Annotated in this window: 8 protein-coding genes; 5 read left to right on the top strand and 3 right to left on the bottom strand. The window is 69.1% G+C overall.

Features of this window, described 5'->3' with window-relative positions; genetic code table 11:
* Nucleotides 1-115 precede the first annotated feature (115 nt).
* Nucleotides 116-2,506 (bottom strand): DEAD/DEAH box helicase, encoded by a 2,391-nt coding sequence (locus tag YWM_RS22225; protein ID WP_052344582.1) that lies wholly within the window; start codon nucleotides 2,504-2,506, stop codon nucleotides 116-118.
* A gap of 559 nt (nucleotides 2,507-3,065) precedes the next feature.
* Between YWM_RS22225 and YWM_RS0104800 the strand changes: the two genes are divergently transcribed.
* Nucleotides 3,066-5,333 carry a sodium-translocating pyrophosphatase gene (locus YWM_RS0104800; protein WP_028849758.1) on the top strand — a complete coding sequence of 756 codons (2,268 nt, stop codon included), beginning with the start codon at nucleotides 3,066-3,068 and terminating at the stop codon, nucleotides 5,331-5,333.
* A 9-nt stretch (nucleotides 5,334-5,342) separates the two neighbouring features.
* Here the strand turns inward: YWM_RS0104800 and YWM_RS0104795 are convergent, their stop codons facing one another.
* Both YWM_RS0104795 and YWM_RS25100 read right to left on the bottom strand, forming a co-directional pair.
* Nucleotides 5,343-5,591 carry a hypothetical protein gene (locus tag YWM_RS0104795; RefSeq protein WP_156914645.1) on the bottom strand — a complete coding sequence of 83 codons (249 nt, stop codon included), beginning with the start codon at nucleotides 5,589-5,591 and terminating at the stop codon, nucleotides 5,343-5,345.
* Nucleotides 5,579-6,121, bottom strand: a complete 543-nt coding sequence (locus tag YWM_RS25100; RefSeq protein ID WP_156914644.1) for a hypothetical protein — start codon at nucleotides 6,119-6,121, stop codon at nucleotides 5,579-5,581. The genes YWM_RS0104795 and YWM_RS25100 overlap by 13 nt, the downstream gene beginning before the upstream one ends.
* Before the next feature lie 385 nt (nucleotides 6,122-6,506).
* Here YWM_RS25100 and topA point away from each other — a divergent pair, with 385 nt between their 5' ends.
* The 4 genes from topA to YWM_RS0104770 all read left to right on the top strand — a co-directional run bounded on the left by topA (nucleotide 6,507) and on the right by YWM_RS0104770 (nucleotide 13,232).
* Nucleotides 6,507-9,212: a type I DNA topoisomerase gene (gene topA / locus YWM_RS0104785; RefSeq protein WP_028849756.1), complete on the top strand. Its 2,706-nt coding sequence runs from the start codon at nucleotides 6,507-6,509 to the stop codon at nucleotides 9,210-9,212.
* A 100-nt stretch (nucleotides 9,213-9,312) separates the two neighbouring features.
* Nucleotides 9,313-9,903, top strand: a complete 591-nt coding sequence (locus YWM_RS0104780; protein WP_028849755.1) for a hypothetical protein — start codon at nucleotides 9,313-9,315, stop codon at nucleotides 9,901-9,903.
* A 111-nt stretch (nucleotides 9,904-10,014) separates the two neighbouring features.
* Nucleotides 10,015-12,090, top strand: a complete 2,076-nt coding sequence (locus YWM_RS0104775) for a bifunctional MFS transporter/dTMP kinase (protein WP_156914643.1) — start codon at nucleotides 10,015-10,017, stop codon at nucleotides 12,088-12,090.
* Entirely contained in the window at nucleotides 12,087-13,232 is a 1,146-nt protein-coding gene (locus tag YWM_RS0104770) for a DNA polymerase III subunit delta' (protein WP_028849753.1), read from the top strand. Before YWM_RS0104775 ends, YWM_RS0104770 begins: the two co-directional genes overlap by 4 nt.

Genomic DNA, 13,232 nt, shown 5'->3' with positions numbered 1-13,232 from the left:
CCGCACCGAAGCCCATCCCCCCGATGCGGCGGTGCCGACCTCGAGCCACAGCTTCACAGGACAACTGAACAGTGGACCACAGTGTGGCCGTGCGAGCGCGCCGACGGTGGGCGGATCACCGCCTCCGCTGGTGAGGGGATTCCCCCCGCGTCCCCTTGCCATGATCCGCCCCGTTGATGGCACCCAGCACGGTGTCGAGCACGGCCACCGCCCCTGCCTTGTCCAGAGGTTCGTTGCCATTCCCGCACTTCGGCGACTGAACACAGGACGGGCAGCCGGTCGAGCACTCGCAGGAGACGATCGCCTCCCGCGTTGCGGCCAGCCAGGGCACCAGCGCCGCATGCCCACGCTCGGCGAATCCCGCGCCCCCGGGATGACCGTCGTGCACGAACACCGTGGCCTCCCCGGTGTCGGCATGCAGAGCGGTTGACACGCCCCCGATGTCCCAGCGGTCGCAGGTAGCGAAGAGCGGTAGCAGGCCGATCGCCGCGTGCTCGGCAGCGTGCAGGGAGCCGGGGATGCGCGCGGGTTCCAGCCCAGCGCCCCCCGGCCCCCTGCCGCAAAGCAACGACTCGCTGACCGTGTACCACACGGCGCGGGTGTGCAGGGTTTGCGCGGGCATGTCCAGCGGGGTCTGGTCCAGCACCTCTCCCGACGGCAGACGCCGCAGATAACTCACGACCTGCGAGGTCACCGCGACCCGGCCCAGGCACACCGTCACCCCGCCGTAGACCGCCTTCTCGTCGGTCTCCAGCACCTCGATGTCGATCACGTCCCGTGGCGAAGTGGTCCACTCCGGTTCCTCGGCATGCACCAACGCGAGCCGTTCCTCGAAATCCAATTCGTCCACCACATACGTGGCGCCCTGATGGAAGTACACCGCGCCCGGGTGCACGGTGGCACAAGCAGAGCTGGGATCGACCGTTCCGAGCAGCCGCGCCGTCTCGCTCTCCACCACGGCCACCTGCTCGCCGCCGGAGCCGCGAATACTCACCTCGTGATGCGGACGGTCACGCGCCGTCCAATACCAACCGCTGGACCGCCTGCGCAGCATCTTGTCCGCCACCAGGTCATCAAGCACCTCACGTGCGACCGACCCGCCGAAAATCGGCAGGTCCTTCGTGCGCAGCGGTAGCTCTGCGGCAGCGCAGGCGAGTTGCGGGGCCAGCACGTACGGATTCATCGGATCGAGCACCGCAGCCTCGACCGGCCGATCCAGCATCGCCTCCGGGTGGTGCACCAGGTAGGTGTCCAACGGGTCGTCCTTGGCGATGAAGACGACCAGCGCCGACTCCTCAGCCGTACGGCCCGCGCGACCGGCCTGTTGCCAGAACGAAGCGCGCGTGCCCGGATAACCCGCAAGAAGCACGGCATCCAGGCCGGAGATGTCCACCCCGAGCTCGAGTGCGTTGGTGCTGGCCACCGCCAGCAGCTCACCGGACATCAAAGCCGCTTCCAGCTTGCGGCGGTCCTCGGGCAGGTAGCCGGCGCGGTAGGCCGCCACCCGCTTGGCCAACGCAGGATCGACCTCGGTCAGAGTCCTGCGGGCAGACACGGCAGCGAGCTCCGCGCCGCGGCGCGACCGGACGAAGGCCAGCGTGCGGGCGCCTTCGATGACGAGATCAGCCATGATGCGCGCCGCCTCCGCACCTGCCGAGCGGCGAACCGGGGCGCCGTTCTCGCCAGTGATCTCCCGCAGCAGCGGTGGCTCCCACAGCGCGATGGTGCGGGGCCCGCGCGGCGAGCCGTCATCGACCACCGGCACGCACTCGAGCCCGGCAAGCCGCTGGGCGAATTCGGCCGGCTCGGCCACGGTCGCGGAGGCCAGCACGAAGGTCGGATTCGCGCCGTAGCGCGCGGCCACGCGGCGCAGCCTGCGCAACAGCAGCGCCACATGTGAACCGAACACGCCCCGGTAGCTGTGGCACTCGTCGACCACCACGTAGGCCAGCCGCTGGAAGAACCGAGCCCATCGCGAATGGGCCGCCAGCAGCCCGTGATGCAGCATGTCCGGGTTGGTGAACACCCAGTTCGCGTGCGCTCGCACCCAGTCGCGCTCCTCGAGCGGGGTGTCCCCGTCGAACGTGGCCGCCCGCACGCCGGAAATCTCCAGCGAAGCGACCGCCCGCAACTGGTCGTACCCCAGCGCTTTGGTGGGCGACAAATACAACGCCGTGCGTTTCGGCTTCTGCGTCAGCAGCGACAGCACCGGCAATTGATAGGCCAGCGACTTCCCGGACGCCGTGCCGGTCGACAGCACCACGTGGCGCTGGTGCCAGGCGTGGTCGGCAGCCTCCGCTTGGTGCGACCACGGCTGCTGCACACCGCAGTCGACGAACCGGCGCGCAACCTCCTCCGGAACCCACGATGGCCAGGGGACGCAGCGCGCCGGGCGTGCGGGCAGCGTACGCACGTGCGTGACCGGCTGCTCCCCTTCGGGAGTGCCCGCCAGCACGCGGGCCAGCAGGGAGTCAGCCCGCTTGAGCTCGGCGTCGGAATGCTGCACGACTTCGAGCTTGACACACCCCACCGACGCCGTAGCCGCGCGCAGGTGACACGGCCGAACGGGCGTGCTCCTTGGTGACCGACGGCAGGTCGCACGCTCGGCGGACGACGCATCTCGGTGCGGCCGAATGCAGCCGTGGGGTGTGGTCCGCACAGCACTGCAGTGGCGTCGAGCGGCGCCGTGGCGTCCGGCCCCGGCGTCGAGCAGTCTCGCGGCGTCCGGCCCCGGCGTCGAGCAGTCTCGCGGCGTCCGGCCCTGGCGTGGAGCAGCCTCGTGGCGCTCGATCCACGCCGACAGCGCCACCGGCGCGCCGGCAAGAAGCGCGTTCACGGCCGCGTCACACACCGCCGTCGGCTGCCCGAACGTCCCTGAGCGGAGGCAACTTTCGTCCCCGATGCGCCCCTGACGTGACGAAACCGACGGAGAACTGGTATGGGCCGTTGTCAGTGCTAGGAGGCCCAACCAATAGACTCCGGGCCCGAACATCGTCAGTCGGTGCACCGGCGGGAGAGAACCCGCACCTTTGCAGTACCGACCAACATGCGACACAGGAGGACGAATGTCCCGGCAGATCCTCGCGGACGGCATTTCGCTGTCCGGAGGCGACTACGGCATCGTGGCCGTGGTCGCAGTGATCGCCCTTGCCGCGCTCGGTATTGGTTACATCCTGCTCAAGGAGGTTCTGGCCGCCGGTCAGGGCACCACGAAGATGCAGGAGATCGCCAAGGCCGTGCAGGAAGGCGCGATTGCCTACCTCAAGCGGCAGCGCAACACCTTGGTCATTTTCGGCGCCGTGGTGTTCGTACTGCTGTTCTTCCTCCCGGCGGAGGACTGGGGCGAGCGCATCGGCCGCTCGCTGTTCTTCCTGGTCGGCGCCGGCTTCTCGTTCGCCATCGGCTACCTCGGCATGTGGCTGGCCACGCAGGCCAACCTGCGGGTGGCCGCGGCGTCGCGGGAGTCCGGTGGCCGGGAGAAGGCCATGCGGATCGCGTTCCGCACCGGCGGCACCGTCGGCATGATCACCGTCGGGCTCGGCCTGTTTGGCGCCGCGCTGGTGGTGCTGGTCTACGCGGGCCAGGCCCCCAAGGTGCTGGAGGGCTTCGGTTTCGGCGCCGCGCTGATCGCGATGTTCATGCGTGTTGGTGGCGGCATCTTCACCAAGGCCGCTGACGTCGGCGCGGACCTGGTCGGCAAGGTCGAGCAGAACATCCCGGAGGACGACCCGCGGAACGCGGCGACCATCGCCGACAACGTGGGTGACAACGTCGGTGACTGCGCCGGTATGGCCGCCGACCTGTTCGAGTCCTACGCGGTGACGCTGGTCGCGGCGCTGATCCTCGGCTCGGTCGCGCTCGGCGCGGACGGCCTGGTCTTCCCGCTGATCGTGCCCGCCATCGGGGTCATCACCGCGGTCATCGGTGTGTACATCACCAAGGCCCGCTCCGGCGAGAACGGCCTGGTCACCATCAACCGCTCGTTCTACATCTCGGCCGTCATCGCGGCCGTGCTGTGCACGGCGGCCTCGTTCATCTTCCTGCCCACCGACTTCGCCGGTGCGGAGGGCAACCCGGCCGTCATCGCCACCATCTCGGTGATCATCGGGATCGTGCTCGCCGGCGTCATCCTGTGGCTCACCGGCTACTTCACCGGCACCGAGCACAAGCCGGTCAAGACCGTCGGCGAGGCCTCCGAGACCGGTGCGGCCACCGTCGTGCTGTCCGGTATCTCCATCGGTCTCGAGTCGGCCGTCTACACCGCGGTGGTCATCGCCGCCGCCGTGTTCGGCGCCTACCTGATCGGCGGCACCGTCGCCCTGTTCGCCGTGGCGCTGGCCGGTACCGGCCTGCTCACCACGGTCGGCGTCATCGTCGCCATGGACACCTTCGGCCCGGTCAGCGACAACGCGCAGGGGATCGCGGAGATGTCCGGTGACGTCGACGAGAACGCCGCGGCGATCCTGACCGAGCTGGACGCGGTGGGCAACACCACCAAGGCCATCACCAAGGGCATCGCCATCGCCACCGCCGTGCTCGCGGCGACCGCGCTGTTCGGTTCCTACGTGACCGAGATCGTCAAGGCGGTCGAGGAGGCTGCGGCGGGCGGCGAGCTGCCGGATTCCTTCGGCTTCGAGGTGGTCAACCCGAACGTCCTGGTCGGCGTCATCGTCGGTGCCGCGGTCGTGTTCCTGTTCTCCGGTCTGGCCATCAACGCGGTCTCCCGCGCGGCAGGCGCCGTGGTGTGGGAGGTCCGCCGCCAGTTCCGGGAGATCCCGGGAATCATGGAGGGCACCGGCAAGCCCGAGTACGGCCGCGTGGTCGACCTGGTGACCCTGGACGCGCAGCGCGAGCTGGCCACCCCGGGTCTGCTCGCCGTGTTCGCACCGATCGCCGTCGGCTTCGGCCTCGGCACCGGTGCGCTGGCCGGTTACCTCGGTGGCGCCATCGCCGCCGGTGTCCTGATGGCCGTGTTCCTGGCCAACTCCGGTGGTGCCTGGGACAACGGCAAGAAGCTGGTCGAGGACGGCCACCACGGTGGCAAGGGCTCGCCCGCGCACGAGGCCACCGTCATCGGTGACACCGTCGGTGACCCGTTCAAGGACACCGCGGGCCCGGCGATCAACCCGCTGATCAAGGTGATGAACCTGGTGTCGCTGCTGATCGCCCCGGCGATCGTGCAGCTGTCCGTCGGCGAGAACGCCTCGGACGCCGCCCGGTTGATCATCTCGCTGGTCGCGGTGGCGATCATCGTCGTGGCGATCGTGGTGTCCAAGCGGCGTTCCAGCTCGCTGTCCGACTCCTCCCCGGCACAGCAAGCGGCGAACGTCTGATCGCCTGATTCAACGCTCGACGGCCCGTCCGGCCCGCTGAACGCGGCGCTGGGCGGGCCGTCGTGTTGGTCGCCGCATCTGATCGATGTCGACGTCGATGTCGCCGTAGTGGAGCAGCCAGAGGCCGACGGCGATCACGACGGTGAGGGTCAACGCCCGCGACAGCAGCCGTGCCCAGCGCGGCCACGCCGTCTCGGCGGGCACGTCGTACTGCAACGGCTTCCAGTGCGGAAGCATCGGCCCGGTCAGCCCTGCCATGTCCGCCATCCGATCCACAGGTTGGCTCGCGGGCTGTAGAGCCGGGGAGAGTACGCGGGCACCTTCCTGCCCTGCCGGTCGAAGCACCGCAACCGGGTCACCGCAAGGCCGCCGGACGGCCCGCAACTGATGCCCTTGGCGGTCAGCGTCTCGTCGGGCGAGACCGAGATGAACACGATCGCCCCACTGCGTGAGCCGGTCAGCACCAGCTCGCCGGTCCGGTAGTCGATGCGAACCGAGCGAACCCCCAGGCACGCGTGCGCCCTGTTCACATGCTTGCGGGCCAGCGTCCGGCCCATCCGGTCCTTACGGTCGAACCGGATGACGCAGCCGCGCAGCTGCACCTGCTCCTGACGCGCCACTGTGGTGGCCTCCGCAGGCGGATCGGCGCTCGTCTCCGGAGCCAACCGTGGACCTTCTGCGGCCAGCGAGACCGCTTCAGACTGTGTGGGTGTTGCCAGCTGCACGCCGACGGCCACCGCCGTCAGCCAGGCCACGACCAGCAGCACCACCGCTACGACATTGCGCACTTCCCCTGCCCCCCCCTCGGCGTGATCTGTCGCCCCTTAAAGGCGGGGCATATGCCGCAAACGTTGCGTGCCATTCGGAACAGACCGCGCTACGCCACCGTTGGCGAGGTAGGTGCGGCAAATGGCCGAGCGAGGCGGAGAGTGCCTGCTCGCCCTGAAAAGCGACTAGGCAATACTGAGGGGCGGGGCGGCATACTGACGATCACCCCCCGGGGGATTGACCACGGGTGGTGACGGGTAGCACACACCATGTCCGCGTATGCTGGCCCGCCAGCCGGCGGGCACCCGGTGTCGTCGGCCGTGCTAAAGCTGGAAAGGGAATGTCGCGCAGACCCGCCACTCGTCCGCGGCCAGGGTGGCGGCAGAGGAATGGAGGCAGCCGAACGTGGCTGGATCGACCAAGAGCTCGGGCGGCGATGACGTCCGTCGGCTGGTGATCGTCGAATCACCCGCTAAAGCTCGCAAAATAGCCTCCTACCTGGGCCGCAACTACGTGGTCGAATCGTCCAAGGGGCACATCCGCGACCTGCCGAGGGGCGCGGCGGACGTGCCTGCCAAGTACAAGGGCCAGCCGTGGGCCAGGCTGGGCGTGGACGTGGACAACGACTTCGAGCCGCTCTACATCGTCACGCCGGACAAGAAGTCCACGGTCACCGATCTGAAGGGCAAGCTCAAAGAGGTCGACGAGCTGTATCTCGCCACGGACGGTGACCGCGAAGGGGAAGCGATCGCGTGGCACCTCATCGAGGCGCTCAAGCCGAAGGTGCCGGTGCGCCGCATGGTCTTCCACGAGATCACCGAGCACGCCATCCGGGACGCCGCGGCGAATCCGCGTGACCTGGACACCGATCTGGTCGATGCGCAGGAGACCAGGCGCATCCTGGACCGGCTGTACGGCTACGAGGTCAGCCCGGTGCTGTGGAAGAAGATCATGCCGAAGCTGTCCGCGGGCCGGGTGCAGTCGGTGGCCACCCGCATCGTGGTGGAGCGGGAGCGCGAGCGGATGCGCTTCACATCGGCGGAGTACTGGGACATCGCGGCCACCATGTCCGCCGACGGCCAGGACTTCGGCGCCAAGCTGGTCGCCGTCGACGACGACAGGCTGGCCACCGGTAAGGACTTCACCTCCGACGGCGAGCTCAAGGCGTCGCTGAAGAACGTGCGGGTGCTCGGCGAGGCCGAAGCCACCCGGCTTGCCGAGGCGCTCACCGGCGCGGAGTTCACCGTCACCAGCGTCGAAGCCAAGCCGTACACGCGCAAGCCGTACGCGCCGTTCATGACGTCCACGCTGCAGCAGGAAGCGGGCCGCAAACTGCGCTTCTCCTCGGATCGCACGATGCGCACGGCCCAGCGGCTGTACGAGAACGGCTACATCACCTACATGCGTACCGACTCCACGACGCTGTCGGAGACGGCGATCGCGGCGGCCCGCTCCCAGGCGACGCAGCTGTACGGGGCCGAGTACGTGTCGAAGACGCCGCGCCAGTACACCCGCAAGGTGAAGAACGCGCAGGAGGCGCACGAAGCCATCCGGCCTGCGGGCGAGGTGTTCCGCACGCCGGGTGAGGTCGCCGCGGAGCTGGACCCGGACGAGTTCAAGCTGTACGAGCTGATCTGGCAGCGGACCATCGCCTCGCAGATGGCGGATGCGAAGGGCACCACGATGTCGGTGCGCATCACCGGCACCGCCGCGTCCGGCGAGGAGTGCACGTTCGCCGCCAGCGGCCGCACCATCAGCTTCCCGGGTTTCCTGCGTGCCTACGTCGAGGCGCTGGACAGCGAAGCGGGCGGCGAGGCCGATGACGCCGAGCGCAGGCTGCCGAACCTCACCAAGGATCAGCGGGTTCGCGCCGAGCGGCTGGACGCGGACGGCCACTCGACCTCTCCGCCGCCGCGCTACACCGAGGCCAGCCTGGTCAAGACGCTCGAGGAGCTGGGTATCGGCCGCCCGTCGACCTACGCGTCGATCATCAAGACGATCCAGGACCGCGGCTACGTGTGGAAGAAGGGCTCCGCCCTGGTGCCGTCGTGGGTGGCCTTCTCCGTGGTCGGCCTGCTCGAGCAGTACTTCGGCCGGCTGGTCGACTACGACTTCACCGCGGCGATGGAGGACGAGCTGGACGCGATCGCCGCGGGCAGGCAGGAGCGGACCAGGTGGCTGTCCGGCTTCTACTTCGGCGGCAACGACGGGGTCGAGGGCTCGGTCAGCAGGCTGGGCGGGCTGAAGAAGCTGGTCGGCTCGGGTGTCGACGCCATCGACGCCAGGGACATCAACTCGATCCCGATGTTCACCGACGACCAGGGCCGCACCGTGTACGTGCGGGTCGGCCGCTACGGCCCCTACCTGGAGCGCGAGGTCGACGGGGCGTCCCAGCGGGCCAACCTGCCGGAGGACCTGCCGCCGGACGAACTGACCGCGGAGATCGCCGAGAAGCTGTTCGCCACCCCGCAGGAGGGGCGTTCGCTCGGTGTGGACCCGGAGACCGGGCACGAGATCGTGGTCAAGGAGGGGCGCTTCGGGCCGTACGTCACCGAGGTGATCCCCGAGCAGGAGCAGCCCACCAACGGCTCGGGCAAGAAGAAGGCGGCCAAGGTCAAGCCGCGCACCGGCTCGCTGTTCAAGTCGATGACGCCCGAGACGGTCACGTTGGAGGACGCGCTGAAGCTGCTGTCGCTGCCGCGTGTGGTGGGCACCGACCCGGAGAGCGGTGAGGAGATCACCGCGCAGAACGGTCGCTACGGCCCGTACCTGAAGAAGGGTACGGATTCGCGATCGCTGGCCAGCGAGGAGCAGATCTTCGACATCACGCTGGACGAGGCGCTGAAGATCTACGCCGAGCCCAAGCGCAGGGGCAGGCAGGCCTCCGCCGCGCCGCTGAAAGAGCTCGGACCGGATCCGCAGTCGGGCAAGCCGATGCTGGTCAAGAGTGGTCGCTTCGGTCCGTACGTGACCGACGGCGAGTACAACGCGTCGCTGCGCAAGAGCGACAGTGTCGAGGAGCTGACCGTCGAGCGGGCGGCCGAGTTGCTGGCGGAGAAGAGGGCGAAGGGGCCGGCGCCCAAGAAGCGGGCCGCCGCACGGAAGAAGTAGCGGAACTTCACCGCGTGTAACTGGGGGGTAGCGGATTGCACCTGAACGATTGCGTGGTCGGATGACGACAGCGAGTTACCATCGTCCGGGAAGCAGCGCCGTGAGATCGGAAGCCGCCGTGGGGCACACCAGCTGGACGCCGGATGGAACGCAGTCCCTGCCACCGCTACCCCTGTTCCCGGACCCGCTCGCCGGTTTGGTGACGAGCGCACCCGCGGGCCTGGACGTCCAGGGCGATTCGTACGACGAGCCGGTCATCCCGGTCGCCAAGCCGGTGGAGCCCGACGAGGAACAGTCGCGTGCGATGGTCGAGGCCTTGTTGGCCGCGGAGGACGCGCCACCGGAGGGCCCGAGGGTCGCGCTGCCCCCACCTCCCGGCGTTTCCGCAGGTGGGCTCCCGCCCGGCATGGTCGCCACGCCCGAGAAGGTGCCCGCGCGTCAGCGCATGCGGCAGGCGCTCAGCGGCCGCAGCGATGCGGACGTGCAGAGCTGGCGTGAGGCGGTGCGCCAGCGCCGCGAGCAACTGCGGGCGAAGTCGAAGAGCGACCGGGAGTCGTCCAACGGCAGCGCAAGCGGCGGGTCGACCGTCGGTGGTGTGGTGGTCGCGCTGGTCGTCCTGGCGATCTTCGCCGTCATCGCCATACAGGTGATTTCCAGCATCGCGACGGGTATCGGCGAGTTGTTCCAGTAGCGACACCAGCGCCCCTACGCGTGGCATAACGCCTGTGCCGACTACCCTGGGTCGCGTTCGCCAGACGCCGACCATTCGAGTGATGTCGGTGGTCGACGAAGCGGAAGCGGGGTGTGGCTCATCGCAGGGGTGCTGGGTCCGACGCAGGTGCCCGAGTCCGGTGCGCCGGGGCTGTCGTCCGCTTCGACGCTCTACCGCGTCCGCCGGGTACTGGCGATCAAGCCGTTCCGGCGGCTCATAGGGGTGTCGTTCCTGTGCAGCACGGCGGACTGGCTGACGCTGCTCGGGCTCACCGGTTACGTCACCAAGCTCACCGAGTCCTACACCGCGCAGAACTTCGCGTTCACCGGTGTGGTGCTCACGCTGCTGCTCCCCGGCCTGATCTTCGCCCCGCTCGGCGGACTGCTCGCGGACAAGTTCGACCGCCGCGTGATCATGGTGATCGCCGACCTGATGCGGTGCGGTCTGCTGCTGTCGATCGCGATCGTCGGCTCACCGTGGTGGCTGTTCGTGGCCAACTTCCTGGTGGGCCTGTCGTCGACGATGTGGATTCCGTCCAAGGACGCGGCCGCACCCAACCTGCTGCGTCGTAAGGACCAGGTGGAGACGGCCAACCAGCTGGGCCTGGTGGTCACGTACGGGGTCTCCGTGGTGGCAGGCGCGGGCTTCTATGCGCTGGTCAGCGGTCTGCCGCAGGTGCTTGGCCTGCCGGAAGGAACGACCGGCGAGTTCGGCCTCGCGCGCATGGTCGTGGTCATCACCGGGCTGTTGTTCCTGTGCAGCGCGCTGGTGGTGTGGCGGATCCCCGAACTGTCGTTGCGCAACGTGCACGACGAGCCGGTGCTGCGCGCCGACGACGACAAGCCGAGCATGCTGCAGATGATCAAGGACGGCTTCACGTTCGTCCGCAGCACGAAGCTGGTGCGTGGCCTGCTGATCGGCATGGTCGGAGCGTTCGCCGCGGGCGGTGCGGTGGTCGGCTCGGCCAAGCCCTACTCGCAGAGCCTGCTGGCCGGCGACACCGCGTTCGGCATGATGTTCGTGGCGATCTTCATCGGGCTCGCGCTCGGGATGGCGGGGGCGCCGAAGCTGGCGCGCCGCCTGCCGCACGACCGGCTGTTCGGCGCGGCCATCGTGTTCGCCGGTCTCACCCTGTGCGTGGTGGCCCTTGCGCCCCACCTCATCGTCGCGATGTCGGCGATCGTGCTGGTCGGCGCTTGCGCGGGCGTTGCGTTCCTGACCGGCGTGACGATCATCGGTACCCGCATCGAGGACGATGTGCGCGGGCGGATCAACGCGGTCTACCAGTCCCTGATGAAGATCATCCTGGGCGGCTCGGTCGCCCTGGTGCCGCTGCTGATCGGTCTGGTCAAGCCGCGCAGGGTCGAACTGTTCGGCACCACGGTGCAGATCGACGGCACGCGCCCGGTGCTGCTCGGCGGCGGGATCCTGGCCACGCTGGTCGGCATCATCGCCTACCGGATGATGGACTCGCGGCGCGACGAGCCGATCATCAGCGACCTGCGCAATGCGCTGCGTCGGCGGCCTCGCCGGGTCAACGGCTTGCTGATCGCCATCGAGGGGACGACGGCCACGGACACCGCGGCTCAGGCGGCCAAGCTGGCGTTGTGGCTGCGCCGGACCGTGACGCCGCCGATCGCGTTGGCCACCGACCCAGCTCTGGACGACCAGCGCCTGCAGTCGATCTTGCACAACGCTTCGCTGACCGGAGCGCGGGCGAAGGCCTTGGCCGCGGCCGCCGTGCGAGCCGACATCGTGGAGCGCGACGTGCGGCCCGCGCTGGACGCCGGTGCGATCGTCGTGATGGAGCGGTTCGCCGACTCGTCGCTTGCGCACCTGTCGGCGGTGGCCGGGCTGGACATCGACGAGCTGGAGGGCCTGGCCGACTGGGCGATGGAACAGCTGCGCCCGGACCTGACCATCATGCTGGACGTCGACCCGGGCCAGCCGCAGGAGGACGGCAGCCCGGCGGAGACGGCGCTGCGGATCGGCGGGCTGCTGAGCGAGTGGGCCGCGGCCGATCCGGAAAATTATGTCGTGGTCGACGCCGAAGGTTCCCAGGACGAAGTCGCCGAGCGTGTGCGTGAGGCGGTGCGCCCGCTGCTGGACAAGCGGGGCATCCAGCCGTTGCAGCAGGCCGAGAAGCCGGTGGAGGCCGCGTCGTGAGCGTGTGGCAACAGCTCGTGGGGCAAGAGCCTGCGGTGGAGATCCTCTCCGCTGCGGCCGCAGGCGACGGTATGACGCACTCGTGGTTGTTCACCGGCCCACCGGGGTCCGGTCGCACGGTGGCCGCGCGGGCGTTCGCGGCGGCCCTGCAGTGCGAGAGCCGCACCGGGTGCGCTGACTGCGTCCACTGCCGGACGGTGATGGCCGGCACGCATGGTGACGTGCGGTTCGTGGAGCCCGAGGGCTTGTCGATCTCGGTGGCGGACATGCGGTCGTTGGTGCAGACGGCAGCGCGGCGGCCGTCCACCGGACGGTGGCAGATCGTGATCATCGCCGACGCCGACCGGCTGACCGAGGGCGCGTCGAATGCGCTGCTCAAGGCTGTCGAGGAGCCGCCGGAGCGCACCGTGTTCCTGCTGTGCGCGCCGTCGGACCACCCCGAAGACGTGATGGTGACGATCCGTTCGCGGTGTCGTGCGGTCAATCTGCGCACCCCGCCTCCCGATGCCATCGCCCGTGTCCTGGTGGAACGGGACGGGATCGACGAGGAGCGCGCCCGCTGGGCAGCGTCGGTGTGTGGCGGACATGTCGGGCGGGCACGACGGCTCGCCACGGACGAGGCTGCTCGTTCGCGTCGCGCCGATGTCCTCCGTATCCCGGTCGGGCTGCGGCGGCCGGATGATGTGTTCGCCTTCGCCGACTTGTTGATCACGGCGGCCGAGGCCGACGCCGTTGCGGAGAGCGCCAAGCGGGACGAGGTCGAGGAGTCGGAGCTGCGGGTCGCCATGGGTGGTGAGGGCACCGGGCGTGGGACGGCCGGTGCCAAGCGCGCTGCCGAGGCGGCGGTCAACCAGCTCCGGAAGCGGCAGAAGTCGCGGGCGACGCGGACTCAGCGGGACACGATCGATCTCGCCCTGGTCGACCTGGCGAATTTCTACCGTGACGTGCTGGTCTTCCCGACGGGTGCGACGCTGACCCATCCCGATCACGAGGAGCAGATCAAGGAGGCCGCGTCGCGCTGGAGCCCCGAGTCGACGCTGCGGCGGCTGGAAGCGGTGTTGGAGTGTCGCGAGGCGTTGAACCTCAACGTCAAGCCGCGCATCGCCGTCGAGGCCATGGTGTCCGCGCTGGCGAAAGGCTGA

The sequence above is a fragment of the Thermocrispum municipale DSM 44069 genome, from assembly GCF_000427825.1.
Classification (GTDB): Bacteria; Actinomycetota; Actinomycetes; order Mycobacteriales; family Pseudonocardiaceae; genus Thermocrispum; species Thermocrispum municipale.
This window is presented reverse-complemented; position numbering and strand designations above follow the sequence as displayed.